The sequence below is a fragment of the Streptomyces sp. NPDC043870 genome, from assembly GCF_056435785.1.
On sequence record NZ_JBWKDT010000012.1, the window covers coordinates 12331 to 38728 of the forward strand.

Here is a 26398-nt window from a genome sequence, read left to right on the forward strand (position 1 = left end):
CCTTCAACGGTACCGGTCGTTATGCGATGCAGCGGCGAGACGTGTTGGGGGTTCGCAGGCGATGGTGGTGCAACAGCACAGGCTCAGGCGCGGCGCGTGTGCCGTCGCCGCCGTGGCGGGTGTGGCCGCGACCGCGGGGTGTTCCGGGGGCGGGGACGCAGTGGCCGACGCGAGGCCCGCCGCGAACCCCGTCGCCGCCGTACGGAAGGCCGCGGATGTGCTGGCCGGAGCCGGTACGTCGAAGGCGCGCACCGCGATGGAGATGGCCGCGGGCGGCACCCGCGTCACCATCCGCGGTGAGGGCGGATACGACTTCCGCCGGGCCATGGGCCGGCTGCGCGTCGTCCTGCCGAAGGACCCCGCGGGCACCAGCGGGCACCGGCCGATCACCGAACTGCTGGCCCCCGGCGCGCTGTACATGAAGGACCGCGGCGCCGGCGTACCCCCCGACAAGTGGGTCAGGGTCGATACGACGACCCTGGAGGACGGCAATCTGGTCACCGGTGGCGCGACCGATCCCGCCGCCGCGGCCGAGCTGCTCCGCGGGGTGCGGAGCGCGACGTTCGTCGGCCATGAGGAGCTCGCCGGGGTACGGGTCGCCCACTACCGCGGCACCACCGATATCGCGCACGCCGCGAGGGACGCGTCACCGCTGGCCCGCGGAGCGCTCGTCGCCGCGGCGAAAGGGTTCACCGAGGACACCGTTCCGTTCGACGCGTATCTCGACGACGCGGGCCGGCTGCGCAAGGTACGCCATCAGTTCAGCTTCGAGAACCGGGGCCGTACGGTCGCGGTCTCTTCCACGACACTGCTGTACGAGTTCGGCGCCCCCGTCGTCGTACGGCTCCCGGACCGCGGCGACATCTTCGCGGGCAAGGTCCGCGTGTAGGGCTCGGGACCGCTGGCCCAGGGCCATGGCTCAGGGCCTGCGCAAGGGCCGTGGGCTCAGGGCCTACGTATAGGCAACGCACTGTCGGTAAATGGTCCGGACGTGCCATGCGCGGTGTGTGTCCCGCTCCCTACGCTAGGAAGCCGACACCGGCCGGAAGAGGTGAAAGCACGTGGCTCCGCCCAGTACAGCGACAGTCCAGGACCACGTGGCCCTCGCCGAGATCGAGCTGTGCGGTGAGTTGATGATCGCGGCGTCGGCCGCGGACGGAGAGCGGCTCAGCCCGGACCGTATCGACGAGGTGCTCAACGTGAATGCCGTGACCACGCCCGACACCCCTTGACGCTTACGGGCGTCGTATCGCCGCTCACGTGCGCAGCATGCGCGCGATCGCCTTCGTGGCCTCCTCGACCTTGGCGTCGATCTCGTCACCACCCTTGACCGCGGCGTCGGCGACGCAGTGGCGCAAATGCTCCTCCAGCAGCTGCAGTGCGAAGGACTGCAGTGCCTTGGTGGACGCGGAGACCTGCGTGAGTATGTCGATGCAGTACGTGTCCTCGTCGACCATGCGCTGCAGACCGCGGATCTGGCCCTCGATCCGGCGCAGCCGCTTGAGGTGCTCGTCCTTCTGCTTGTGGTAGCCGTGCACCCCCTGGTCGTGGCCGGGGCTGTCGTCCGTGACCGGAAGGCCGGCCGTGTCCGTGGTCGTCATCGCGTCCTCCCGTTGTACGCCTGTACCCGATATACCCCTCGTGGGTATATGGTACCGATCCCTGACGGTTCGGGCAGGGCCCCGTGCTGATCGCTGTGTTCGATGGGCGACACTGAATGGACGCCGGTTAGCCGTGGCCGGATGATGCGCCTAGCATCAGCCTGACCGAAACCCAGTACCCCGAGGACCCCACGTGCGATTTCGTCTGACCCCCAGGGAGACGAGCTTCTACGACATGTTTGCCGCGTCCGCGGACAACATCGTCACGGGCTCGAAACTCCTGATGGAACTGCTCGGGGCGGACGGTCCTGCCCGGGCCGAGATCGCCGAACGGATGCGGGCAGCGGAGCACGCCGGGGACGACGCTACCCACGCGATCTTCCACCAGTTGAACTCCTCGTTCATCACGCCCTTCGACCGCGAGGACATCTACTCCCTCGCGTCGTCCCTCGACGACATCATGGACTTCATGGAGGAGGCCGTCGACCTGGTCGTCCTCTACAACATCGAGGAACTGCCCAAGGGCGTCGAGCAGCAGATCGAGGTGCTGGCGCGGGCGGCGGAGCTGACCGCGGAGGCCATGCCGCATCTGCGGACGATGGACAACCTCACCGAGTACTGGATCGAGGTCAACCGTTTGGAGAACCAGGCGGACCAGATCCACCGCAAGCTCCTCGCGCACCTCTTCAACGGCAAGTACGACGCCATCGAGGTGCTCAAGCTCAAGCAGATCGTGGACGTGCTGGAGGAAGCCGCCGACGCGTTCGAGCACGTGGCCAATACCGTGGAGACCATCGCGGTCAAGGAGTCCTGAGGCTTCGTGGACACCTTTGCGCTGGTCGTGACCATCGGGGTCGCGCTCTTCTTCACGTACACCAACGGCTTCCACGACTCCGCCAACGCGATCGCCACCTCGGTGTCCACCCGGGCGCTGACCCCGCGGGCCGCCCTGGCGATGGCCGCGGTGATGAACCTCGCCGGTGCCTTCATGGGCAGCGGGGTCGCCAAGACCGTGAGTGAGGGCCTGATCGAGACGCCCAAGGGCGATCGCGGCATGGGCATTCTCTTCGCGGCGCTCGTCGGCGCGATCATCTGGAACCTGGTCACCTGGTACTTCGGTCTGCCGTCGTCGTCCTCGCACGCGCTGTTCGGTGGCATGGTGGGCGCGGCGCTGGCGGGCGGGACCGAGGTCATCTGGGGCGGGGTGCTCGACAAGGTCGTCATCCCCATGTTCGTCTCGCCGATCGTCGGCCTGGGTGTCGGCTATCTGGTGATGTGCGCGATCATGTGGATGTTCCGGAAGTCCAATCCGGCCAAGGCGAAGCGCGGCTTCCGTATAGCGCAGACCGTGTCGGCGGCGGGAATGGCGCTCGGCCATGGTCTTCAGGACGCGCAGAAGACCATGGGCATCGTGGTGATGGCCCTGGTCATCGCCGATGTCGAGGACTACGGCGACCCGATCCCGGTGTGGGTGAAGATCGTCTGCGCGGTGATGCTGTCGCTCGGAACGTACGCGGGTGGCTGGCGCATCATGCGGACGCTGGGCCGGAAGATCATCGAGCTGGACCCGCCGCAGGGTTTCGCGGCGGAGACGACGGGGGCGTCCATCATGTTCGGCTCGGCGTTCCTGTTCCACGCGCCGATCTCGACGACGCATGTGATCACGTCGGCGATCATGGGTGTCGGGGCGACGAAGCGGGTGAACGCCGTGCGGTGGGGTGTCGCCAAGAACATCGTCATGGGCTGGTTCATCACGATGCCGGCCGCGGCCCTGGTGGCGGCGTTCAGCTTCTGGATCGTGAATCTGGCGTTCGGCTGAGGCTGGTCGGGGTCTGGCTGGGGGTCCGGGGGTCGTCCCCCGGTGAGACGCAGCCCCCCACGAGAAATGGGCCGGCCCCCTCTCTGTCGAGAGGGGGCCGGCCCTTTGCCTTGCGGTGGCACCGCCATGCAGCACCGCAGGCAGTCGGGGTGTCCTATCCGAAGCGGCCCGAGATGTAGTCCTCGGTCGCCTGGACGGACGGGTTGGAGAAGATCCGCTCGGTCTCGTCGATCTCGATGAGCCGGCCGGGCTGGCCGACCGCCGAGAGGTTGAAGAACGCCGTGCGGTCGGAGACGCGCGCCGCCTGCTGCATGTTGTGCGTCACGATGACGATCGTGAAGCGCTCCTTCAGCTCGCCGATCAGGTCCTCGATCGCGAGGGTCGAGATCGGGTCGAGGGCGGAGCAGGGCTCGTCCATCAGCAGGACGTCCGGCTCGACCGCGATCGCGCGGGCGATGCACAGACGCTGCTGCTGGCCGCCGGACAGGCCCGAGCCGGGCTTGTTCAGACGGTCCTTGACCTCGTTCCAGAGGTTCGCGCCCTTGAGGGACTTCTCGACGACTTCCTCGAGCTGGCGCTTCTTGTACGAGCCGTTCAGCCGCAGGCCCGCCGCGACGTTGTCGAAGATCGACATGGTCGGGAACGGGTTCGGGCGCTGGAACACCATGCCCACCGTGCGGCGCACCGCCACCGGGTCGACGTTCGAGCCGTACAGGTTCTCGTCGTCCAGGAGCACCTTGCCCTCGACGCGGCCACCGGGGGTGACCTCGTGCATCCGGTTCAGGGTGCGCAGGAACGTGGACTTTCCGCAGCCGGAGGGGCCGATGAAGGCCGTCACCGAGCGGGGCTCCACGGTCATCGAGATGTCCTCGATGGCCTTGTGGGAGCCGTAGAAGGCGGACAGGCCGCTGACGTCGATTCGCTTGGCCATTGAAATCACTTCCAAATCGCCGCGGTCAGCGGCCGGTCTTCGGGGCCTTCCAGCGGGCGATGCCGCGGGCCACCAGGTTGAGGATCATGACGAAGGCGATCAGTACGAGGGCGGCTGCCCAGGCGCGGTCGTACGACGCCTCGCTGCCGACCCGGTACTGCTCCCAGATGTAGAAGGGGAGCGAGGACTGGGCGCCTTCGAACGGGTTGGTGTTGATCAGCTGGCTGCCGAAGACAAGCAGGAAGATCGGGGCGGTCTCACCGGCGATACGCGCGACAGCGAGCATCACGCCGGTGGAGATTCCGCCGACCGCGGTGGGGAGGACCACCTTCAGGATCGTCCGGTACTTCGGGACACCGAGGGCGAGGGAGGCCTCGCGGAGCTCGTTCGGAACGAGCTTGAGCATTTCCTCGGTGGAGCGGACCACGACCGGGATCATCAGGATCGTCAGGGCGAGCGAGCCCATGAATCCGGACGGCTGAAGGCCGGCCATCAGCATGATCGAGAGGATGAACAGACCCGCGACGATGGACGGGATGCCCGTCATGACGTCGACGAAGAAGGTCACGGCCTTGGCGAGCGCGCCCTTGCCGTACTCGACGAGGTAGACGGCGGTCAGCAGGCCGATCGGCACGGAGATCAGGGTCGCGATACCGACCTGCTCCAGTGTGCCGATCAGTGCGTGGTAGACGCCGCCGCCGGGCTCGAAGCCGGGGACGCCGGCCATCGAGTGGGTGAGGAAGTATCCGTCGAGGGCCTTCACACCGCGGCTGATGGTGACCCAGATCAGCGAGAGCAGCGGGACGACGGCGAGGACGAAGCACACCCAGACGACGCTGGTGGCGAGGCGGTCCTTGGCCTGGCGCTGGTTCTCGACGACCGACGTGGTCACGTACGAGATGACGACGAAGAGCAGGGCCGCGGTCAGGCCCCACTGGACGCGGCTCTCCCAGCCGGCAGCGACGCCGATGCCGATGCCGAGCGCGATGGACACGACCGCGAAGACGGGCTGGGCCCAGCGGGGGAGCCGGCGGTGGCTCAGGGAGTTCCTGCGGTGCGGAGCGGGCCCCGAGGTGCGGGCGTCCTTGATGGTTGCGTGGCTCATCAGGCGTTCGCCCCCGAGTACTCCTTGCGGCGCGCGATGATCAGTCGAGCGGCGCCGTTGACCAGCAGCGTGAGGATGAAGAGGACCAGACCGGAGGCGATCAGGGCGTCACGGCCGAACTCGTTGGCCTCGTCGAACTTCGCGGCGATGTTCTGGGCGAACGTGCCGCCGCCCGGGTTCAGGATGTGCAGCGAGATGAGGAAGCTCGGGGAGAGCACCGCCGCGACGGCCATGGTCTCGCCGAGCGCGCGGCCGAGGCCGAGCATCGAGGCGGAGATGACGCCGGAGCGGCCGAAGGGGAGCACCGACATCCGGATGACTTCCCAGCGGGTGGCGCCGAGCGCGAGCGCGGCCTCCTCGTTCATCCGCGGGACCTGGAGGAAGACCTCGCGGCTGACGCTGGTCACGATCGGCAGGATCATGATCGCCAGCAGGATGCCCACGGTGAAGAGCGAGCGGGCGACGCCGACCTCGGTCTTCTCGAAGATGTACGTCCAGCCGAGGTACTCGTCGAGCCAGAGGTTCAGCCCCTCCAGGTACGGGACCAGGAAGAGGGCGCCCCAGATGCCGTAGATGATCGACGGCACGGCGGCGAGCAGGTCGACGACGTACGCGAGCGGCCCGGCGACCTTGCGCGGTGCGTAGTGGGAGATGAACAGCGCGATGCCGACAGCGATCGGAACCGCGATGACCATCGCGATGATCGAGCTGACGATCGTGCCGAAGAGCAGGACGGCGATGCCGAAGACCGGCGGGTCGCCCGCCGGGTTCCAGTCGAAGGTCGTGAAGAAGTTGCCTTCGTCCTTGGAGATCGCGAGCGCTGCGCGGTAGCTGAGGAATCCGGCGATGGACGCCATGATCACGAGCAGCAGAATGCCCGAGCCGCGGGAGAGGCCCAGGAAGACCTTGTCGCCCGCGCGGCCGGTGGATGTGGCTCGGCGCGAGGCTGCCGGCTTGGCCGGCGGTGTCTCTATGGGTGTAGTGGAAGCCATGATCTTTCCGGTCTGGGTGGGGGAAGAGCACGCGGGTTCGCGGCTTCCCTTGGCGGCGGTGCACCGGATGTGGCGGGAGGCCGGCCCGGAGTGGTGCTCCGGACCGGCCGTCGCCTTATGACGCCGGGTTACGAGAGGCTGTTGACCGTCTCGCGGACCTTGGCGTTGATCTCGGTCGGGATGGGGGCGTAGCCGGCCTCGGACAGGACCTTCTGGCCCTCGTCGGAGGCGGTGTAGGTCAGGAAGGACTTGACCGTGTTCAGCGTGTCGGCCTTGTTGCCCTTGTCGCAGACGATCTCGTAGGTCACCAGGACGAGCGGGTAGGCACCCTCGGCCTTGGTGGTGTAGTCGAGGCCGAGCGCCAGGTCCTTGCCGGTGCCCTTGATCTTGGCGGCGGCGATGGCCTTGGACGCGTTCTCGGAGGTCGCCTCGACCGGGGCGGAGGCGCCGGTGGCGATGGTGACCGCCGGGATGCTCTGCGACGTGGCGTAGGAGAGCTCGAAGTAGCCGATGGCACCCTCGACCTGCTTGACCTGGGCCGCGACACCGGAGGAGCCCTGGGCGGCCTGGCCACCGGGGGCGGGCCACTTCTTCTCGGGCTCGTACTTCCAGGCGTCCGGAGCGGCCTTGGCCAGGTACTTGCCGAGGTTCTGGGTGGTGCCGGAGTCCTCGGAGCGGTGGAAGGGCTGGATCGCCTTGTCCGGGAGCTTGGCGCCCGGGTTCAGCTTGGCGATCGCCGGGTCGTTCCACTTCTTGATGTCGGTGTTGAAGATCTTGGCGATCGTCGGGGCGTCCAGGACGAGCTTCTCCACGCCCGGGAGGTTGTAGCCGATCGCGATCGGGCCGCCGACCATCGGCAGGTTGATGCCCTGGCCGGTCTTGCAGATCTTCTTGGAGTCCTCGACCTCTTCGGGCTTGAGCGCCGAGTCGGAGCCGGCGAAGCCGACCGTGCCCTGGTTGAAGGCCACGATGCCCTCACCGGAGGAGGACGCCTTGTAGTTGACCTCCACGCCGGTGCAGGCGGCCATGTAGTTCTTGACCCACAGGTCCATGGCGTTCTTCTGCGCGCTGGAACCGGATGCCAGCAGCTGGCCCTTGGCGTCGCCGCACTTGATGTTCGACGCGGCGTTGGTCTTGCCGCCGCCGTTGCCACCAGTGCCACCGGCGTTGTCGTCCGAGCCGCACGCCGTGAGAACCAGGGCGCCGGAAACGGCGAGGGCACCGAGCGCTGCGGCGCGAAGCCCGTTCTTGCGCTGAAGCTTCACTTTCGGGTGTTCCTTCCAAGGAGCCGCCTGGACTCCGTCGGGGACTTCTGCTCGTCCTCGACGTTGTACGACGGCGTGCGTCGGGGTGTTCGGTGCGGCAGTGAGCCGGTCACCGTGTAAGCCCGAAATTAGGCAGAACAGGTGAAGCGGTCGACGGGTGGTGGTGAACGGAAGGTGAACCCTGTCGGTCGATGGGGTTCCGCCTTTATCTGCGCGTGACCTCGAGGAGGGGGAGGGAGTCTCCGCCGCCGTCAGGCTCCATGGTCGTAGGTGTTGTGGCTGTTAGCTCACCGGTAACAAGGCGACAGGAAGGAACGCCGAGTACTTGGAGGAGGAAGAGAAGGACCATCTGAAGGCCGAGGCCGGAAGGAATCTCCTCAGGGGATGGCACGGAGAAAAGTGGGATCCATGGATCTGCAGCAGAAGCGCGAGGTGATCGGTCAGGTCATCATTTCCGTGGCTGTTCTGCCGGTCCCGGAAGGTGTCAGCGACAAGGCCCCGTTCGATCCCGCTTTGCTCAAGGTCTCGTGGCGTGAGGGAAGTGAAGGGTGCTGAGAAGGACGGTGACCAGCTCTTTGTCCCTGTCCTGCGTCAGGTGGTTTTGTGCGGCCGCAGGAGATAGCCACAGCAGGCGGTCCACCTCGCGGTTCGGCACGAACGAGCCTTCGATGGCCTCTGCCGCCCAGTAGCGGACCTCCTTGGGCCGGTCGCCGACCACGTACCGGACCGTGGGCAGTTCCGGTCCCAGGACGCAGGTCATTCCGGTTTCTTCCAGTACCTCGCGCACCGCACCGTCACGTGCGTCCTCCCGCCGTTTCAACTTGCCCTTCGGGAGGGACCAGTCATCCCACTTGGGGCGATGAACCAGGGCGATCTCAATCCCGTGACCAGAAGGCGAGCGGCGCCACAACACGCACCCTGCCGCGAGAATCACGACTTCGCCTTCCATGCCGCCATTCATGGCGCGGCCACCGCCTGCTTCCCCAGGGGCCCGTCCGGTCCGGGTGCTGCCTCCTGCCAGATCTGCTGGAAGGCGAAGCGGGCGGCCTCGACCTCGTGGCGCTGGTCGGCGTGGAGCACACCGAGGGCGTATGCCGTGGCCGGGGCGATACGGGGAGTGCGCGCCGCGGCCGCGGCGGCCGCGGCGGCTTCCGCGGCGTCGCGGTGCCGGTCCAGGGTCCGGCCCGCCATGGCGAGGTGCGGGTCCGGGGCGGGCGCGCCGTCGACGGAGGACAGCACCTCGCGCGCGTACCGGTGCAGCCGCAGCAGCTGTCGCACCTGGTGCCACGGGGCGTCCTGGGCCTCGCCCGCGGAAGCGGCCGCCAGGCCGTGGACCAGTGCCTCCGCGTTGTACGGGTGTGCCGCGCGGGCCAGCGGCAGCACCGTGACCGCCTCCAGGAGCCTGCGCTCGGCGACATCGGCCTGCCCGGCCAGGGCGGCACCGGGCGCGGCCGCGGTCCCTGCCAGCGGCACCTCGGAGGCGAGCAGCGCGACCGCGTCGGCGACCGCGTGGAACCGCGAGGAGCCGAGCGCCTGCAGTGCGGCGGAGTGCGCCCGGGTCCGCGCGAGCGTCAGCTGCCGCTCCAGCAGGGCGCCGGCGCGCGCGGCCCCGACGGTGAGCGCGCTGCGTCCGGCCTGGGCCGCTCCGCCGGTGGCTGTGGCCGGCGCGGCCGGAGCTTCCGTACCGCCGTCGCCGTCGCCGTCGCCGTCCGGGACCCGGGCCGCCGGGACCGGAGCCGTGCCCGAGAGGCGGGCGAGGGCATCGAGGAGGCGGGCCAGCCGGGCCGTGCAGGCGTGCTCGGAGGCGAGGACGCCGGAGAGCCAGGCGAGCTCGGTACGGAGCTGGTCCGCCCAGGCGTGATCCAGCAGCGGGCGGAAGGTGTGGAGGGTGCCGCCGATACGGCGGGCGGCACGGCGCAGGGACCGGGCGGCCATCTCCGCGCCGGCCGTGTCCGCACCGCTCTCGCCGTGCAGCCGCAGGCTGCGGAGGAAGTCCCCGGCTTGAGTGTGCAGATACCGGGCCAGGACCTGGTCGGCGCCGGCCCCCCGCGGCACCAGGGGAAGGTCAGGGCTGTGCACGCCGGCGCCTCCGGGCGTCTATGAGCATTTCCTGTACGTGCCGCAGCGGCTGGCCGTCCGGATCCGTGGCATGCCGGGTCCACTCCCCGTCCGGGCCGAGATGCCAGGACGAGGTGGAGTCGGACATGCCGGTCTCCAGCAGCCGGGTCAGGGCCGCGCGGTGCGCCGGGTCGGTGACCCGGACGAGGGCCTCGATACGGCGATCGAGGTTGCGGTGCATCATGTCGGCACTGCCGAACCAGACCTCGGGCTCGCCCCCGTTGCCGAAGGCGAAGATCCGCGAGTGCTCCAGGAAGCGGCCGAGGACCGAGCGGACCTGTATGTTCTCGGAGAGGCCCGCGACCTCGGGACGGATCGCACAGATGCCGCGTACCCAGATGTCCACCGGCACACCGGCCTGGGACGCCCGGTACAGCGCGTCGATGATCGCTTCGTCGACCATCGAGTTGACCTTGATACGGACGTACGCGGGGCGGCCCGACCGGTGGTGGGCGGCCTCCTTGTTGATCCGGGCCACCAGCCCGTCGCGCAGCGACTTGGGGGCGACCAGCAGCCGGCGGTACGTCTCGCGGCGCGAGTAGCCGGAGAGCCGGTTGAACAGGTCGGACAGGTCGGCGCCGACCTGCGGGTCGGCGGTGAGCAGGCCGAGGTCCTCGTACAGCCGCGCGGTCTTCGGGTGGTAGTTGCCGGTGCCGACGTGCGAGTAGCGGCGCAGCGTCTCGCCCTCCTGGCGGACGACCAGCGACAGCTTGCAGTGCGTCTTCAGGCCGACGAGCCCGTAGACGACGTGGCAGCCGGCCTCCTCCAGCTTCCGCGCCCACTTGATGTTGGCCTGCTCGTCGAAGCGGGCCTTGATCTCGACGAGGACGAGGACCTGCTTGCCGGACTCGGCGGCGTCGATCAGTGCGTCGACGATCGGGGACTTGCCGGAGGTCCGGTACAGCGTCTGCTTGATCGCGAGGACGTCCGGGTCGGCGGCGGCCTGCTCCAGGAAGGCCTGGACGGAGGTCGAGAACGAGTCGTACGGGTGGTGCAGCAGTACGTCGCGCTCGCGCAGCGCCGCGAAGATGTCGGGCGCGGACGCGGACTCGACCTCGGCGAGGTCGCGGTGGGTGCCGGCGACGAACTTCGGGTACTTCAGCTCGGGCCGGTCCTGCGAGACGATCCCGAACAGGCCTGTCAGATCCAGCGGCCCGGGCAGCGGATAGACCTCGGACTCGGAGATCTTCAGTTCGCGTACCAGCAGGTCCAGGACGTACGGGTCGATGGACTCCTCGACCTCCAGGCGCACCGGCGGGCCGAAGCGGCGGCGCAGCAGCTCCTTCTCCAGAGCCTGGAGCAGGTTCTCCGCGTCGTCCTCCTCGACCTCCAGGTCCTCGTTCCTGGTCACCCGGAACATGTGGTGCGCGAGCACCTCCATGCCGGGGAACAGCTCCTCCAGGTGGGCCGCTATGACGTCCTCGAGCGGGACGTACCGCTGCGGCGACGCCTCCAGGAAGCGGGACAGCAGCGGCGGGACCTTGACCCGGGCGAAGTGGCGGTGGCCGCTGACCGGGTTGCGGACGACGACGGCGAGGTTGAGCGAGAGCCCCGAGATGTACGGGAACGGGTGCGCGGGGTCCACGGCCAGTGGTGTGAGGACCGGGAAGATCTGCTGCCGGAACAGGGTGAAGAGCCGGGCCTGCTCCTTCTCGGTGAGCTCGGGCCAGCGGATGAGGTGGATGCCCTCGTCGGCGAGAGCCGGCGCGACGTCCTGCTGGTAGCACGCGGCGTGGCGGGCCATGAGTTCCCGGGAGCGGTTCCAGATCAGCTCCAGGACCTCGCGCGGCTGCAGACCGGAGGCCGATCGGGTGGCGACGCCGGTCGCGATGCGGCGCTTCAGTCCGGCGACCCGGACCATGAAGAACTCGTCCAGGTTCGAGGCGAAGATCGCGAGGAAGTTCGCCCGTTCGAGGAGGGGTGTCGCGGGGTCCTCGGCAAGCTCCAGCACCCGTTCGTTGAACGCGAGCCAGCTGCGCTCGCGGTCCAGGAAGCGGCCCTGGGGCAGCTCGGCCCCCTCGCCGTCCTCTTCGTAGATGTCGAGGTCGGCGTCGATGTCGGGTTCCAGGTCGGACACCGCGGCGGACACCGTGTGGGGGCGGTGCGCGGCAATGGAACCCACGGACGGCTGGACGTGCTGGACCGGTACCTCGGCGGGCTGCTGACTCATGGCCCCATTCTTCCGCGCAAACGGGTGGTTGGGCGCGTCGGAGCGGGCCGTGGTGGAGGGAGGATGCCCATTTCGCGGGGCTGGGGGCACGGCGGGCTGCATTCACTGAGGGTCGCAAGGATCCCTGAATGCCTGGTAACGAGAACATGACACCTGGGCAAGCGGGGGCGTCGCGCCGGGAGTTCCGGGGGCGGTGCCCTGCCCTCCGCGGGGCGGATCCGCTCCGGGCGTCCGGCGACCGCCCGCGCGGATGTGGAGACCCCCGTCCACCACGCCCGCGCGGGAGCGCCCGTCAGGCGTGCAGCCGGCGCAGGACCCGGAAGGCCGCGAACGCCGCCGCGGCGGTGAGCGCCAGCACGATGCCGGTCTCGATCAGCTGGATCGGCCAGAAGTGCGAGGAGGGGTGGAAGACGGCGTACCACTCGCGGATGCCGGTTCCGGGGTGGCAGCCGGGCGGCATCGCCACATGCGGCTCCCAGCACTGCTCGACCCGTTGTCCGGTGGCGGTGACCAGGCCGTTCTCCATCTGCCAGGCGCTGCCCGGGAGCTCGCCCCGTGAGTCCCTCCAGACCACTTCCGCCGTCGGCCACAGCCGGTCCCGCCAGAGGTCGGCGGCCAGCATCACGAGCCCGGTGACGGCGAGGGCGAGTCCGCCGGCCGGCAGGGCGCGCCGGATCAGCAGGCCCGCGAGCGCGCCGGTGGCGAGGGCGAGCAGGTGATAGGCGAGCACCGCCGGGCCCAGTGCCAGGAAGACATCGGTGTAGTACCACTCGTCGCCCAAGGAGTTCCCGAGGGCGCCGCGGGTCCAGCGGTAGAGCAGGCAGAGGGCCGTGACGCCTCCGGTGATCATCACGGCGGGGACAGCGAGTTTGGTGGCGAGCCACCGGGCCGGGGTGACGGTCTGCGTCCAGGCGAGGCCGGCCGTGCCGCGCTCCAGCTCCGCGCCGATGAGTACCGCGCCCGCGAAGAAGGCCACGGCGAGGGGCAGCCAGGCGATCACGGTGGCCGCGGAGCTCATGTTGGCGCCGACATCGAGCCAGTCCCGCAGGAGGGACGGCGGGCAGGATCCCCCGTCGCTGACGCAGTCCGCCAGCATTCGCTCGGTCTTCGGCCCGGCGAACCGCAGGAGGGCCAGCCCGGCGGCGGACAGCGCGAGGAAGACCCCGAACAGCAGCAGGGCGCTGCGGTGCAGCCGGAGCACGGTCCGGGCGAGTCCCCTGGCGGCGAGGGTGCTCATGCTGTCGCCTCCACGGTCGGTCGGTGGCCCGTCGTGGGCGGTTCGGCTGCCGGGGGCCGAGCGGGCCCGCGGACCGGTCCGGTCGGCGGAGTGTGCCGGGTGGTTCTGGTCATCGGTGTGCTCCTCAGGCGTGCAGTCGGCGCAGGACCCGGAAGGCGGCGAACGCCGCCGCGGCGGTGAGCGCCAGCACGATGCCGGTCTCGATCAGCTGGATCGGCCAGAAGTGGGTGGACGGGTGGATCTCGGCGAAGTCGGTGACGCCGTCCTCCCAGGTGAAGCAGGGGTCCCGGTAGCCGGTGCAGTGGACCGTGGAGACACGCTCGCCCGCTCCGTCGAGATTGCCGGTCGCCACCCACCAGGCGGCGCGGGGGTGTTCCAGGGGCCGGCCGGTGATGATCTCTGTGGGCCACAGCTTGTGCCGGAGAGTGCCGAGGGCCAGCATGACCGTGCCGGTCGCGAGGCCCGCGATGCTCATCGCGGCGAGAGCGCGGTGCACAAGAAGCCCTGTGAGCGTGCCGACGGCGACGGCCAGCAGTGCGTACGCCACGGCGGTCGTGCCGTATGCCGCGTAGATCTGGTTGGACCACAGCGGGAGGAAGGCGCTTTCGCCGACCGGGGTCCGGCTCCACCGGAAGACGGCCACGAACGCGGTGGCCCCGGCGAGCACGACCGCGGTGGTGAGGGCCAGCTTCGTGGTCAGCCAGCGCAGCGGCGTCACGGACTGCGTCCAGGCCACCCGGTAGGCGCCGGTTTCCATCTCGCGGGCGATGAGCGGCCCGGCCACGTACACCGCGATGAGCAGCGGCGCCAGCATGACGGCCGTGCTGCCGTAGTCGAGGGCGATCAGGAGCTCGTCGTACGGACCGGCGTACGGGTCCGACGCGGCGACCCCGGAGCTGAACAGGAGGCGCAGGACGGTGAGGGTGCCGCAGCTCAGGGCCAGGAGGCCGAGGACCGTCCACAGGGCGCGCCGGTGCTGGTGGACGACGACCCAGCGCATGCCCGTCAATGCGGTGCTGAGGGCGCTCATGCGGCGACCCGCTCGGCGGACGGGGTGAGCAGTGCCGGTGTGTCCGGGGAGCGGAGATGGGCCAGCAGCAGGTCTTCCAGCGAAGGGGCCGCGGTCTGCCAGTCGCCGTCGAGCGGGCCTTCGGGGCGTACCAGCGCGGTCAGCTGACGGCCTGTCGTGCGGGATTCGACGACGGTGTGCGGCGCGAGGTCGCGCACCGGTCCGGTCACGAGGCGATGCGCGGCCAGCAGGTCCTCGGTGTCGCCGCCGAGACGGATCCGGCCGTGGTCGACGAGCAGGACGTAGTCACAGGTGTTTTCCAGCTCGGAGAGGATGTGCGACGAGATGACCACGGTGGTGCCGTGCTCGGCGGCGTCGGCCATCAGGGTGCCCATGAGCTGGTGGCGGCCGAGCGGGTCGAGGTCCGCGGTCGGTTCGTCCAGCAGTAGCAGCCGGGGGCGCTTGCCGATGGCGAGGGCGAGGGCCACGCGGGTGCGCTGGCCTCCGGAGAGCGTGCGGACGCGGGCCGCCGGGTCCAGGTCTCCGGCGTCGACGATCCGCCGGGCGGCGGTGTCGTCCCAGCGGCCGGGGTTGAGTTCGCGGCCCATGCGCAGGGTGTCGGCGACCGTGAGCTGAGGGAACAGCGGCTTGTCCTGGCCGACGTACGCGAGCTGTTCGCGGGCGGCGGCGGGGTCGGTGCCGAGGACGCGGACGCTGCCCTCGGTGGGCCGCAGCAGGCCGGCCGCGAGCGTCAGCAGGGTGGACTTTCCTGCCCCGTTGGGGCCGACGAGGGCGCAGATCCGGCCCGCGGGCAGCCGGAAGGAACAGTCCCGCAGCGCCCAGGTGTGCCGGAGTCTCGGGCCGGCTCCCCTGCCGGGACCCTTGCCGAGTCCCCTGCCGAACCTCCTGCCGAGGCCGATGGCTTCGAGTGCCGTGCCGGTCATGCGTGGTCCCCCTGGTCGTGTCGCGTGAAGTGCTCGTCGAGTACGGCGGTGAAGAGCGCGGCCACGTCGTCCCGCTCCAGGCCCGCCGCGCGGGCGCGGGCCGCCCAGTCGGCGAGTTCGCCGCGCAGGGGCGAGTCGGCCGGGCCGCCGCCCAGTGACTTCCGTACGAAGGTGCCGAGGCCGCGGCGGGCCTCGACGAGGCCTTCGCGCTCCAGCTCGCGGTAGGCCTTGAGCACGGTGTTCGGGTTGATGGCGGTGGCCTCCACCACCTCGCGGGCGGTGGGCAGGCGGTCGCCGGGCTCCAGCAGGCCCAGCCGCAGGGCCTGTTTCGTCTGCTGCACGATCTGCACATAGGTGGCGATGCCACTGCGCCGGTCGATCCGGTACTCGATCACAACTCACCACCCTTTCACTAATCAAGTAGTGAAAGGGTGGTGGAAGAAAGGGGGCGGTGTCAACCGCCCCCTGTCGTTCTCCTGCGGCCGGCTCCGCAGTGCCGGTTCACGTCTCCGTGCGGTACATCAGATCCACCTCGTGCGTGGTGAAGCCCAGCCCCTCGTACACCCGCAGTCCCGCCGTGTTGTCCGCGTCGACGTACAGCATCGCCGTCGGCAGGCCCTGGGACGCGAGGTGGCGCAGGCCGACCGCGGTCAGGGCCTTGCCGAGGCCGGTGCCCTGGGCGTCCGGGCGGATGCCGAGGACGTAGACCTCGCCGAGCTGCTCCTCCGCGTGGACCTTCGTCCAGTGGAAGCCGAGGAGCTCGCCCTCGCGCTCGGCGAGGAAGAAGCCCTTGGGGTCGAACCAGGGCTCCTCCTTGCGGTCGTCGAGGTCGCGCTGGGTGAGTGCGCCCTGCTCGGGGTGGTGGGCGAAGGCCGCCGCGTTGACCGCGAGCCAGGCGGCGTCGTCCTGGCCGGGGACGAAGGAACGGATCGTCACTCCCTCGGGGAGGACCGGATCCGGGATGTCGAGCGGGCTCAACGAGCGGCGCAGCTGGCGCAGTTCGCGGAAGAGCGTCAGCCCGAGGACCTGTGCGAGGTGGCGGGCCGCGGACTTGCCGCCGTGCGCCCACATGCGCAGCCGCTTGCCGGACGTCGCCAGCAGGGCATTGCCGAGCGCCCGGCCGTGGCCGCGGCCGCGGTGGCCGGGGTGGACGACCAGCTCGGCCGCGGGGGCCTCCACCGGGTCGGTGTCCTCCAGTTGGGCGTAGCCGCGGAGATCCCCGGCGACGGTGAGCAGGAAGTGGCGCACGCCCTCGCGCCGCCCGTGGCGCAGCTGGAGCCGGCCCTGCTCGGAGACGGCCTGCATCCCGTCGGCGCGGGCGGCGACGGACAGCAGGTGGAGGACGGCTTCGGCCTGATCGGGGGTGAGCTCGTCGAGCGTCTGGATCTGTCGGCCGGGCTCTAGGGCGGCAGGGGCTGAGTCGGTCATACGACGAGGGTACGGCGCCGGGCGCACCCGATCAGAAACCAGCTCGTAACCTGCTACCCCCTGTCGCGCTACGCGCGTTGACTCTAGGCTGCCCGGCTGAGCACAGTTGTCACGCTGAACTGACAAGGGGACAGATGTCAGCGACATCGCACCAGAAGCGCCGCCGCGCACTCGCGGCCGTGGCCGGACTGACCACCGTGGGCGCACTGGTCGCCGCGATGCCCGCCGGGGCGCACGACCGCGGTATCGAACAGGACCGCGGCAAGGGACACGGCCACGGGTACGGTCGCACTGTCGACGTACAGCTGCTGTCCTTCAACGACCTCCACGGCAATCTGCAGCCGCCTGCCGGCTCGGCCGGGCGGGTCACCCACACCAACGAGGACGGCACCACCAAGACCATCGACGCGGGCGGTGTCGAGTACCTCGCCACCCATCTGCGCACGGCCCGTGAGGGCAACAAGTACTCCATCACCGCCGCGGCCGGTGACATGATCGGCGCCTCGCCGCTGCTCTCCGGGCTCTTCCACGACGAGCCGACCATCGAGGCGCTGAACAAGCTGAAGCTCGATGTGACCTCCGTCGGCAACCACGAGTTCGACGAGGGCGCCAAGGAACTCGCCCGCATGCAGAACGGCGGCTGCCACCCCACCGAGGGCTGCTTCGAGAAGACGGCGAAGGGCAATCCCAAGAAGTTCCGGGGCGCCGACTTCCCGTACCTCGCCGCCAACGTGACGAACGAGAAGACCGGCCGGCCGCTGCTCGACCCGTACTTCATCTGGGAGAAGAACGGCGTCAAGATCGGCTTCATCGGCGTCACGCTGGAGGGCACGCCGGACATCGTCAACGCCGAGGGCATCAAGGGCCTCAAGTTCGGCGACGAGATCGAGACGATCAACAAGTACACCAAGGTGCTGGAGCGCAAGGGCGTGAAGTCGATCGTCGCCCTCCTCCACGAGGGCGGCGCGCCGGCCTCGGGCTCGTACAACTACAACTGCGACAGCCCCGGCCCCGGCGACGGCATCTCGGGCCCGATCGTCGACATCGCCAAGAAGGTCAGCCCGCAGGTCGACGCGCTGGTCACGGGTCACACCCACCAGGCGTACGCGTGCACCATCCCGGACCCGTCCGGCAAGCCGCGCACCGTCACCTCGGCGGCCTCGTTCGGCAAGCTGTACACGGACACGACGCTCACGTACGACCGTCGCACCAAGGACATCGTCCGTACGTCCGTGGCCTCTGCGAACCATGTCGTCACCCGTGACGTGCCGAAGGCCGCGGACATGACCCGGCTGATCGACCGCTGGAACGCGCTGGCCGCGCCGATCGCGAGCCGGCCCGTCGGCTACATCTCCGCGGACATCGAGAACCCCTTCGAGTCGCCCGAGAAGCCGCTCGGCAATCTCATCGCGGACGCGCAGCTGGAGGGTCTCGCACCGGCCGACAAGGGCGGTGCGCAGCTCGCGCTGATGAACCCGGGCGGTATCCGCGCGGGCCTGGTCCACAAGGCGACCGGTGGTGAGGGCGACGGTGTGGTGACGTACGGCGAGGCGTTCACCGTGCAGCCGTTCACCAACATGATGACGGCCGTCGACCTGACCGGTGCCCAGCTGATCACCGCGCTCCAGCAGCAGGTCAGCGGCCCGAACCAGGCCGCTCCGAAGATCCTCCAGGTGTCGAAGGGCTTCACCTACACCCTGGACATGACGAAGACCGGCGCCGACCGGATCGTGGCCGGCTCGGTGAAGCTGAACGGCGAGGCGATCGACCCGGCGAAGACCTACCGGGTCGCGATGAACGAGTTCCTCGCGGGCGGCGGCGACGGCTTCACCGTCCTGAAGGAGCACAAGAACAAGCTGGTGGGTGCGTCCGACCTGGACGTCCTCATCGCCTACTTCGCCGCGCACTCCAGCGCGGGCGCCCCGCTGGCGCCGCCGGCCACCGGCCGGATCACGGTCGTCAAGTAACAAGCAGCGCAACTGAGGGGCGGCGGGCCATCGGCCTGCCGCCCTCGGATGTTCTCCGTTTCCGCGCAAGCGGTTTTGTGTCATGGGCATGTCTGACATCATCCCGTCTGCCGACCGCGACCCCCCACATCGCGGAGGCCGACGAAGGAGACGGCACATGTCCCTGACCAGACGTGGTTTCCTCGCGGGCGCGGCGGTCGCGTCCGCCACCGCCCTCATCGGGGCAGCACCCGCCGGTGCTGCCCCGCAGCGCGCACTGGGCCCCCAGGACTGGATGAGCGGCATCGACAGCGGCAGGGCCCTGGGGACACTGACGATCCCCGGCACCCATGACTCGGGCGCCCGCTTCGGCGGGCTCTGGGCCGAGTGCCAGAACACGACCATCGCCGAGCAGCTGAACTACGGCATCCGCTTCCTCGACGTACGGTGCCGGGTCACCGGAGGCTCGTTCGCCATCCACCACGGCGCCGCCTACCAGAACATGATGTTCGGCGATGTGCTCATCGCCTGCCGCGACTTCCTGAACGCCCACCCCTCCGAGACCGTCCTCATGCGGGTCAAGCAGGAGTACTCGACGGACAGCGACGCCACCTTCCGCGGCATCTTCGACGACTATCTCGACAACCGGGGCTGGCGTCCCCTCTTCCGTATCGGCGACACCCTCCCGTCCCTCGGCCAGGCCCGTGGCAGGGTCGTCCTCATCGCCGACAACGGCGGGCTGCCGGGCGTCAAATGGTGGGACGGCGGCGCCTTCGACATCCAGGACGACTGGAACGCCGCACCATGGGACAAGTACCCCAAGATCGAGACCCATTTCCGCAAGGCCGTCGAGCAACCGGGCAAGCTCTTCATCAACTTCGTCAGCACGTCCGCGTATCTGCCGCCGCGCTGGAACTCCGACAACCTCAACCCGCGCGTCCACGGCTTCCTGGACGGCACGGCGAGCGGCTGGAAGGGCCTCGGCATCGTGCCGATGGACTACCCCAACACCCGCTCAGGGCTGGTCGACTCGCTGATCCGCCACAACTGACGGCGGCGGCGTCGGAGCTCCCGGCAGGGTGATCACCGCGACCGTGCCACCGCCCTCCGCCGGCCGCAGCTCCACCTCGCCGCCGGACTGCTGCACGGTCCGGGCCACGATCGACAGACCGAGGCCCGAACCGGGCAGCGCACGGGCCGACGGGGAACGCCAGAACCGCTCGAAGACATGCGGGAGATCCTCCGGCGGCACCCCCGGCCCATGATCGCGGACGCTCAGCACACCGCGGTCCAGCAGCACCTCGACCGACCCGCGCGGCGGGGAGAACTTCACCGCGTTGTCCAGCACGTTCACCACGGCGCGCTCCAGCGCCGCCGGCTCGGCCCGTACGTACCAGGGCCGCAGCTCGGCGCTGACGGTCAGCTCCGGGCCGCGCAACCGGGCTCGCTCCAGCGCCGTCCGCGCGATGTCGTGCAGCGCGACGACCTGGACCGGACCGGGCGTCGCGCTGTCCGGCCGCGACAGCTCCTGCAGATCGCCGATCAGCGCGGCCAGTTCCGTCATCTGCGCCTTCACCGAGGCCAGCAGCGCCGCGCGGTCCCCGGGCGGAAGCGCCCGGCCCGTCTCCTCGCTGCGGGCCAGCAGCTCGATGTTCGTACGGAGCGACGTCAGCGGGGTCCGCAGCTCGTGCCCCGCGTCGGCGATCAGCTGCGCCTGCCGGTCGCGGGAGGTGGCGAGCGCGGCGGTCATCTGGTTGAAGGAGCGGGACAGCCGGGCGATCTCGTCGTCGCCCTCGGCCGGGATGCGTACGGTCAGATCCTCGGTGCGGGCCACGTGCTCGACGGCTTCGGTGAGGCGGTCGACCGGCTTCAGCCCGGTGCGGGCCACCCACAGACCGGCGGCACCGGCGGCGACGACACCGGCGCCCGCGAGGAGGGTGAGGAGGAGGGCGAGGCGGCCCAGGGCGGCGTCGATCTCCTTGAGGGGGCGGGCCACGGACACGGTGAGGTCGATCCCGCCGGGCCCCTGCATCCGTTTGGTGTGCACCTGCACGTCGTCGCCGTCGTCGGTCGTGCTGCCGTGCAGGACGTCGTCCGTGAAGCCCCGGGCGACGGCGATGTCCTCCGGTTGCACCCTCACGGGCTCGGAGTACGCCGACACGCAGCGGGACCCGTCAGGGCCGACGATCTGGACGTAGGCGAAGTTCTTCCCGGCCCCGGGAGGTTTGGGGCTCGGGCTGCGGCAGGCGCTCCAGGTGGCGAACACATCGCCGGCGGGAGCTTCGGTGTTCCGCAGTGACGTGTCGAGCTCGTGCTGCAGCTGCGCGCCGGCCAGCAGCCAGCACGCCACGGCGACCGCCGCCACCGCCGCCGCGACCGCGCTCGCGGTCAGCAGCGCCAGCCGCGACCGCAGCGGCAGCGCCCGGAATCTGCGGATCACTCCGGCGACCCCTCCCGCAGCGCGTAGCCGACCCCGCGCACCGTGTGCACCAGGCGCGGCTCGCCCCCCGCCTCCGTCTTGCGGCGCAGATACATCACGTACACATCCAGCGAATTGGAGCTCGGCTCGAAGTCGAAGCCCCAGACGGACTTGAGGATCTGCTCCCGGGTGAGCACCTGCCGTGGATGTGCCAGGAACAGTTCGAGGAGGGTGAACTCGGTACGGGTCAGGTCGACGCGGCGCGGGCCGCGGGTGACCTCGCGGGTCGCCAGGTTCATCCGCAGATCGGCGAACGAGAGGACGTCACCGGACTCCTCCCGGCCCGCGCCCGCCGCGGCGGCGTACGAGCTGCGCCGCAGCAGCGCCCTGATCCGCGCGAACAGCTCGTCGAGCTCGAACGGCTTGACCAGATAGTCGTCGGCACCCGCGTCGAGGCCGGTGACACGGTCGCCGACGGTGTCGCGCGCGGTGAGCATCAGGATCGGCAGGGTGGACCCCCCGGAGCGGAGGCGGCGGGCGGTGGTCAGGCCGTCCATGCGCGGCATCTGGATGTCCAGTACGACGAGGTCGGGCGCGTACGACTCCACCTTGGCGAGGGCGTCGATGCCGTCGACCGCGACCTCGGTGGCGTACCCCTCGAACGCGAGGCTGCGCTGGAGCGCCTCGCGTACGGCGGGTTCGTCGTCGACGATGAGGATGCGTTCGCCTTCACCGGGTGTGGTCGTCATGGAGCCAGCCTCGCACGTGGTCAGTCGGAGGAACCGGAGCGGAGGTCGTCCAGGTCGGCCTTGACCGTGTCGATCGGGATGGCGAAGCCGAGGCCGACGCTGCCCGCGGTCGAGCCGCCCGACGAACTCGGCGAGTACATGGCCGAGTTGATGCCGATGATCTCGCCGTTCATGTTGATCAGGGCGCCGCCGGAGTTGCCGGGGTTGAGCGAGGCGTCGGTCTGGATGGCCTTGTAGGTGGTCTTGGAGTCGCCGGTGTCCCCGTTGAACTCCCGCCCGCCGAACTCGAAGGGCCAGCCCTCCCGCGGGTCCTGCTGGGGCTGCTTCCCCTGGTCCTTGGCCACGGTCACATCGCGGTCGAGGGCCGACACGATGCCGCTGGTCACGGTGCCGGTGAGGCCCTCGGGGGAGCCGATGGCGACGACCTCGTCGCCGACCTTGAGGCTGCTGGAGTCGCCGAGGGTGGCGGCCTTCAGCCCGGTCGCGCCCTTGAGCTTGATCAGGGCGAGGTCCTTGTCCGGGTCGGTGCCGACGATGTCCGCGGTGTACGTCTTGCCGTCGCTGAGCCGGACCTTGACCGAGTCGGCGCCGGCGATCACATGGTTGTTGGTGATGATCTCGCCGTCCGCGGTGATGATCACGCCTGAACCCGTGGACTGTCCGGAGGTGGTCGACGCGTTGATCTCCACGATGCTGGGGGAGACGGCCTGGGCGACGCCCGCGACGGTGCCCTTGCTGCTCTGCGACACATTGGTCCCGGTGACCCCGGTCCCGGTGGCCCCGCCGCCCTCCCCGGTGAACCGCTCCATCAGCGTGGCCGCCCCGCCGCCCACAGCCGCGGCGACGATCGCGACGGCGACGAGCAGCGCGACGGGCCGCTTGGCGCGGGGTGACGGCGCCGCGTGAGCCGGGGCGGCGGGTGCGGGTGCGTGCGGGGGCGCGGGTGCGTGCGGGGGCTGCGGCGGGTAGCTCCCGTGCCCCGAGTCCCCGAACCCCGCGTACGGGTACTGCTGCGGGTGCGTGCCCTCGTCGCCGCTGCTGCGGTAGTAGTCCGTCATGGTGACGACTCTCGGGCGGGTTCATGAGAACGCTCTGAGGACGGCCTGAGAAGCCCGACAGAAGCGTGTATGCCCGATGTAAGGGCCGGGGTCCGAGCGGGATTTCCCCCACCCCGCCCCTCCCCGAAACCCTGACGGGACACGGGGGGCGGCAGCCCCCGTAGCCCCCCACGGGATGCGGCGGCTTGCGGGCGCGCCGCGAGGACCGTCCGGCTGCGCGGCGGGTGGGCGCCCGGGGTGCCGTTCGGGGCGGGACCCTGCGGTCTGGCGGGATGCGGCGGTCCCCGCGCCGCGGGGCCCGGCCCGGGGGTGTCCCGCACCCCCGGGGGGTCAGACCTCGCAGCCGCAGGAGCGGCGGACTATCAGGGCCGAGGGGAACTGCTTCACCCGCTCGCGGCGCGAGCCGACCACCCGCAGTCCGTCGTCGAGGACCAGATCCACCGCCGCGCGGGCCATCGCCGTGCGGTCGGAGGCGATCGTGGTCAGGGGCGGATCGGTCAGCGCCGCTTCCTTGACGTCGTCGAAGCCGGCCACCGCCAGCTCCCCCGGTACGTCGATCCGCAGCTCGCGTGCCGCCCGCAGGACGCCGATCGCCTGGTCGTCCGTGGCACAGAAGATCGCCGGCGGCCGGTCGGGACCGGACAGGATCTTCAGCGCGACGACATACGCGTCGTAGCGGTTGTACGGGGCCTGGAAGAGCCGGCCCTCCGTCGACCGCCCGGACTCCAGCATCGCGCGCCGCCAGCCCTCGACGTGGTCGGCCACCGGGTCGCCCACCGCCGGGGTCGACTCGACCCCGCCGAGACAGGCGACGTACGGGTGGCCGTGCTCCAGCAGATGCCGGGTGGCGAGCTGCGCGCCGCCGATGTCGTCCGTCACGACCGCGACGTCGTCGATCGCCTCGGGCCGCTCGTGCAGCAGCACCACCCGGGCGTCCCACGCCTCGATCTCGGCCGCCGCACGCTCGCTCGGTCCCTGGCTGACCAGGATCAGTCCGGCGACCCGCATCCCGAGGAAGGCCCGCAGATAGTGGACCTCGCGCTCGTCGCGGTAGTCCGAGTTGCCGACGAGCACCATCTTTCCGCGGTCGGCGGCGGCCCGTTCCACGGCGTGCGCCATCTCCGCGAAGAACGGCTGCCGGGCATCCGGAACGATCATGCCTATGAGGTCCGTACGCCGCGAGGCCATCGCTTGCGCGACCCGGTCGGGCCGGTAGCCCAGCTCCTTGATCGCGGCGAGTACCCGCTCGCGCGTGGCCGGGGCGACCGGCCGGGGTCCGTTGTTGATGACGTAACTCACGACAGCGGTCGAAGTACCCGCCAGTCGCGCAACGTCGTCCCGCGTCACCTTGGCCACGCGCGGCAGTCTACGCGTGGTGACCTACCTCTGGGCAGGGCGTACGGCCGCTTCGACGTTCTCGACATCGTCCGTCACCCGGTCCGCCGACCGGGTGACGGATTCCGCAGCGGCCTGCTTCGCCTTCGCGGCGGCCTCCTCCGCGGCCCGCTCGACCTTCTCCGGAGTGACGAAGCGGTATCCCACGTTCCGTACGGTGCCGATCAGGGACTCGTGCTCGGGGCCGAGCTTGGCGCGCAGCCGCCGTACGTGCACGTCGACCGTGCGCGTACCGCCGAAGTAGTCGTAGCCCCAGACCTCCTGCAGGAGCTGGGCCCGGGTGAAGACCCGGCCGGGGTGCTGGGCCAGGTACTTCAGAAGCTCGAACTCCTTGAAGGTGAGGTCCAGGACCCGGCCCTTCAGCTTCGCGCTGTACGTCGCCTCGTCGACCGAGAGATCGCCGTTGCGGATCTCCATGGGGGAGTCGTCGGCGGTGATCTGCTGCCTGCCCATGGCGAGCCGCAGGCGGGCCTCCACCTCGGCGGGGCCCGCGGTGTCCAGGAGTACGTCGTCGATGCCCCAGTCGGCGGTGACGGCCGCGAGACCGCCCTCCGTGACGACGAGGAGCAGCGGGCAGCCGGGCCCGGTGGAGCGGAGCAGCTGGCAGAGGCTGCGCACCTGCGGAAGATCGCGCCGGCCGTCGACCAGGATCACGTCGGCGCCGGGGGTGTCGACGAGGGCCGGGCCCTCGGCGGGGGCCACCCGCACGCTGTGGAGCAGCAGGCCGAGCGCGGGAAGCACCTCCGTGGACGGCTGGAGGGCGTTGGTGAGGAGCAGCAGAGAACTCATCGCGTCCCACCTGCCTGGGCCGTCGTTCCTGCCTGGGTCGTCGTCTTTCGGTCGTGCACGGTTCGCTCGCCCATAACGTCGGTTCCTCCTCGGTCCCTGCGAGGACGTTTACGGCACTGCTTCTTTCCCGGCCGCGGCCCCCGCGCCCCGGGGTTCCGCGATCGTTTCGTTCACCTGCCTGTAACAACGGACAGGAAACACAAAAGGACCCGGGGGCTGCGTCGCCCGGATCCTCTTCCCCGAGAATAGCCCACATGAGTTCCGTGTCGGTGGGTCGATTTCACACTCTGGATGTTTCTTCGATCACTCGGAGTCCGAAGCGCGCAACTTTGCGGACCTCCGACGGAGTGCGTATCGAGGCCGTCCATGAGCCGTGCACGACCGGTGCCGACGGCACGGCGATCGTCGTCGCGCACGGCTTCACCGGGTCGGTGGACCGGCCGGCGGTACGGCGGGCGGCACGGGTCTTCGCGGCCCGCGCGTCCGTCGTCACCTTCTCCTTCCGTGGTCACGGACGGTCCGGCGGCCGCTCCACGGTGGGCGACCGCGAGGTGCTGGATCTGGCCGCGGCGGTGGCGTGGGCCCGCTCCCTCGGACACCGGCGGGTGGTGACGGTGGGCTTCTCGATGGGTGGATCGGTGGTGCTTCGGCACGCGGCGCTGTACGGGACGGCGGACGGCGCGGCTCCGGGGGCGCACGAGGGGCTCACCGGTGCACGCGACGCCCTCGCAGCCACGGACGCCGTCGCCGCGGTCAGTGCGCCCGCCCGCTGGTACTACCGCGGTACCGCCCCGATGCGGCGGCTGCACTGGGTGGTCACCAGGCCCGTCGGACGCCTGGTGGGGCGGTACGGCCTCGGCACCCGGATCCACCACGCGGAATGGGACCCGGTCCCGCTCTCCCCGGTCCAGGCGGTCCCCTTCATCGCTCCGACCCCGCTGCTGATCGTCCACGGCGACCGCGACCCGTACTTTCCGCTGGACCATCCGAGGATGCTCGCCGCCGCCGGGCCGTCCGAGCTCTGGCTGGAGGCGGGCATGGGCCACGCCGAGAACGCGGCGGACGACGAGCTGCTGGGGCGCCTCGCGGACTGGCTCGTCCGGGCATAGCCCATCATGGACAGTCGACGAGCCGAAGAGACGAGCCGCTGAGAGGGGTGTCGCCATGGCAGCGGGGACCATCCGCTACTGGGCCGCGGCCAAGGCCGCCGCGGGGGTGGCCGAGGAGCCGTACGCCGCGGAGAACCTGGCCGAAGCGCTGGACGCCGCCCGCGAGAGGCACCCGGGCGAACTCGTCCGGGTGCTCCAGCGGTGTTCGTTCCTGGTCGACGGTGACCCTGTCGGGACCCGCGGCCATGAGACCGTACGGCTTGCCGAGGGCGGCACGGTCGAGGTGCTCCCGCCGTTCGCAGGAGGGTGAACCG

Annotated in this window: 27 protein-coding genes; 9 read left to right on the forward strand and 18 right to left on the reverse strand. The window is 70.2% G+C overall.

Annotation, left to right across the window (positions count from 1 at the left end; all coding sequences use genetic code 11):
- Nucleotides 1–61 precede the first annotated feature (61 nt).
- Complete coding sequence (locus AC0699_RS17180) at nt 62–889, forward strand: SCO4651 family lipoprotein (RefSeq protein WP_478660716.1); 828 nt, start codon at nt 62–64, stop codon at nt 887–889.
- A gap of 172 nt (nt 890–1061) precedes the next feature.
- Nucleotides 1062–1232 carry a hypothetical protein gene (locus AC0699_RS17185; RefSeq protein WP_478660717.1) on the forward strand — a complete coding sequence of 57 codons (171 nt, stop codon included), beginning with the start codon at nt 1062–1064 and terminating at the stop codon, nt 1230–1232.
- Nucleotides 1233–1256: 24 nt separating this feature from the next.
- Here AC0699_RS17185 and AC0699_RS17190 read toward each other — a convergent pair whose 3' ends face one another.
- A complete protein-coding gene (locus AC0699_RS17190) occupies nt 1257–1601 on the reverse strand; it encodes a metal-sensitive transcriptional regulator (RefSeq protein ID WP_469766837.1) in 345 nt (114 codons plus the stop codon).
- A 193-nt stretch (nt 1602–1794) separates the two neighbouring features.
- Here AC0699_RS17190 and AC0699_RS17195 point away from each other — a divergent pair, with 193 nt between their 5' ends.
- Complete coding sequence (locus AC0699_RS17195; RefSeq protein ID WP_027731940.1) at nt 1795–2415, forward strand: DUF47 domain-containing protein; 621 nt, start codon at nt 1795–1797, stop codon at nt 2413–2415.
- A gap of 6 nt (nt 2416–2421) precedes the next feature.
- Nucleotides 2422–3420, forward strand: coding sequence for an inorganic phosphate transporter (locus tag AC0699_RS17200; RefSeq protein ID WP_478660718.1), 999 nt, complete (start codon nt 2422–2424; stop codon nt 3418–3420).
- A gap of 154 nt (nt 3421–3574) precedes the next feature.
- Here the strand turns inward: AC0699_RS17200 and pstB are convergent, their stop codons facing one another.
- The 4 genes from pstB to pstS all read right to left on the reverse strand — a co-directional run bounded on the left by pstB (nt 3575) and on the right by pstS (nt 7713).
- Nucleotides 3575–4351, reverse strand: coding sequence for a phosphate ABC transporter ATP-binding protein PstB (gene pstB, locus AC0699_RS17205; RefSeq protein ID WP_469766838.1), 777 nt, complete (start codon nt 4349–4351; stop codon nt 3575–3577).
- A gap of 25 nt (nt 4352–4376) precedes the next feature.
- Nucleotides 4377–5456, reverse strand: a complete 1080-nt coding sequence (pstA, locus tag AC0699_RS17210) for a phosphate ABC transporter permease PstA (RefSeq protein ID WP_478660719.1) — start codon at nt 5454–5456, stop codon at nt 4377–4379.
- Entirely contained in the window at nt 5456–6448 is a 993-nt protein-coding gene (gene pstC, locus AC0699_RS17215) for a phosphate ABC transporter permease subunit PstC (protein WP_478660721.1), read from the reverse strand. The genes pstA and pstC overlap by 1 nt, the downstream gene beginning before the upstream one ends.
- Before the next feature lie 128 nt (nt 6449–6576).
- Nucleotides 6577–7713 carry a phosphate ABC transporter substrate-binding protein PstS gene (gene pstS / locus AC0699_RS17220; protein ID WP_478660722.1) on the reverse strand — a complete coding sequence of 379 codons (1137 nt, stop codon included), beginning with the start codon at nt 7711–7713 and terminating at the stop codon, nt 6577–6579.
- Nucleotides 7714–8121: 408 nt separating this feature from the next.
- On the opposite strand from pstS, the gene AC0699_RS17225 reads away from it, so the two are divergent.
- A complete protein-coding gene (locus AC0699_RS17225; RefSeq protein WP_478660723.1) occupies nt 8122–8268 on the forward strand; it encodes a hypothetical protein in 147 nt (48 codons plus the stop codon).
- On the opposite strand, the gene AC0699_RS17230 is transcribed toward AC0699_RS17225, so the two are convergent.
- From AC0699_RS17230 to mshD, 8 genes are all read right to left on the reverse strand, one after another.
- The gene (locus AC0699_RS17230; RefSeq protein ID WP_478660725.1) at nt 8231–8662 is read right to left on the reverse strand and encodes an NUDIX hydrolase; all 432 of its coding nucleotides are present in this window, start codon (nt 8660–8662) and stop codon (nt 8231–8233) included. The genes AC0699_RS17225 and AC0699_RS17230 overlap by 38 nt on opposite strands.
- Before the next feature lie 8 nt (nt 8663–8670).
- Nucleotides 8671–9792, reverse strand: coding sequence for a CHAD domain-containing protein (locus AC0699_RS17235; protein ID WP_478660727.1), 1122 nt, complete (start codon nt 9790–9792; stop codon nt 8671–8673).
- Nucleotides 9779–12001, reverse strand: a complete 2223-nt coding sequence (locus AC0699_RS17240; RefSeq protein WP_478660730.1) for an RNA degradosome polyphosphate kinase — start codon at nt 11999–12001, stop codon at nt 9779–9781. Before AC0699_RS17240 ends, AC0699_RS17235 begins: the two co-directional genes overlap by 14 nt.
- Nucleotides 12002–12293: 292 nt before the next feature.
- Entirely contained in the window at nt 12294–13238 is a 945-nt protein-coding gene (locus AC0699_RS17245) for an ABC transporter permease (protein ID WP_478660732.1), read from the reverse strand.
- A 124-nt stretch (nt 13239–13362) separates the two neighbouring features.
- Nucleotides 13363–14268: an ABC transporter permease gene (locus AC0699_RS17250; protein WP_478660735.1), complete on the reverse strand. Its 906-nt coding sequence runs from the start codon at nt 14266–14268 to the stop codon at nt 13363–13365.
- Nucleotides 14265–15191: an ABC transporter ATP-binding protein gene (locus AC0699_RS17255; protein ID WP_478660737.1), complete on the reverse strand. Its 927-nt coding sequence runs from the start codon at nt 15189–15191 to the stop codon at nt 14265–14267. Before AC0699_RS17255 ends, AC0699_RS17250 begins: the two co-directional genes overlap by 4 nt.
- The gene (locus AC0699_RS17260; RefSeq protein WP_478660739.1) at nt 15188–15586 is read right to left on the reverse strand and encodes a GntR family transcriptional regulator; all 399 of its coding nucleotides are present in this window, start codon (nt 15584–15586) and stop codon (nt 15188–15190) included. Before AC0699_RS17260 ends, AC0699_RS17255 begins: the two co-directional genes overlap by 4 nt.
- 106 nt (nt 15587–15692) lie before the next feature.
- A complete protein-coding gene (gene mshD / locus AC0699_RS17265; RefSeq protein WP_478660741.1) occupies nt 15693–16619 on the reverse strand; it encodes a mycothiol synthase in 927 nt (308 codons plus the stop codon).
- Between the two features lie 134 nt (nt 16620–16753).
- Between mshD and AC0699_RS17270 the strand changes: the two genes are divergently transcribed.
- Together AC0699_RS17270 and AC0699_RS17275 are read left to right on the forward strand one after the other, a co-directional pair.
- The gene (locus AC0699_RS17270; RefSeq protein WP_478660743.1) at nt 16754–18586 is read left to right on the forward strand and encodes a bifunctional metallophosphatase/5'-nucleotidase; all 1833 of its coding nucleotides are present in this window, start codon (nt 16754–16756) and stop codon (nt 18584–18586) included.
- A 157-nt stretch (nt 18587–18743) separates the two neighbouring features.
- A complete protein-coding gene (locus tag AC0699_RS17275; protein WP_478660746.1) occupies nt 18744–19616 on the forward strand; it encodes a phosphatidylinositol-specific phospholipase C in 873 nt (290 codons plus the stop codon).
- On the opposite strand, the gene AC0699_RS17280 is transcribed toward AC0699_RS17275, so the two are convergent.
- The 5 genes from AC0699_RS17280 to AC0699_RS17300 form a co-directional block, all read right to left on the reverse strand.
- Nucleotides 19581–21005 carry a sensor histidine kinase gene (locus tag AC0699_RS17280; protein ID WP_478660748.1) on the reverse strand — a complete coding sequence of 475 codons (1425 nt, stop codon included), beginning with the start codon at nt 21003–21005 and terminating at the stop codon, nt 19581–19583. The two genes, AC0699_RS17275 and AC0699_RS17280, sit on opposite strands and share 36 nt — an antisense overlap.
- Entirely contained in the window at nt 21002–21733 is a 732-nt protein-coding gene (locus AC0699_RS17285; RefSeq protein ID WP_478660750.1) for a response regulator transcription factor, read from the reverse strand. Before AC0699_RS17285 ends, AC0699_RS17280 begins: the two co-directional genes overlap by 4 nt.
- Before the next feature lie 20 nt (nt 21734–21753).
- Complete coding sequence (locus AC0699_RS17290) at nt 21754–22791, reverse strand: S1C family serine protease (RefSeq protein ID WP_478660752.1); 1038 nt, start codon at nt 22789–22791, stop codon at nt 21754–21756.
- 330 nt (nt 22792–23121) lie between these two features.
- A complete protein-coding gene (locus tag AC0699_RS17295) occupies nt 23122–24147 on the reverse strand; it encodes a LacI family DNA-binding transcriptional regulator (protein ID WP_478660754.1) in 1026 nt (341 codons plus the stop codon).
- A gap of 24 nt (nt 24148–24171) precedes the next feature.
- Nucleotides 24172–24975 (reverse strand): response regulator transcription factor, encoded by an 804-nt coding sequence (locus AC0699_RS17300; RefSeq protein WP_478660756.1) that lies wholly within the window; start codon nt 24973–24975, stop codon nt 24172–24174.
- A 254-nt stretch (nt 24976–25229) separates the two neighbouring features.
- Here AC0699_RS17300 and AC0699_RS17305 point away from each other — a divergent pair, with 254 nt between their 5' ends.
- Complete coding sequence (locus tag AC0699_RS17305; RefSeq protein ID WP_478660759.1) at nt 25230–26084, forward strand: alpha/beta hydrolase; 855 nt, start codon at nt 25230–25232, stop codon at nt 26082–26084.
- A gap of 55 nt (nt 26085–26139) precedes the next feature.
- The gene (locus AC0699_RS17310) at nt 26140–26394 is read left to right on the forward strand and encodes a MoaD/ThiS family protein (RefSeq protein ID WP_450718855.1); all 255 of its coding nucleotides are present in this window, start codon (nt 26140–26142) and stop codon (nt 26392–26394) included.
- Nucleotides 26395–26398 lie beyond the last annotated feature (4 nt).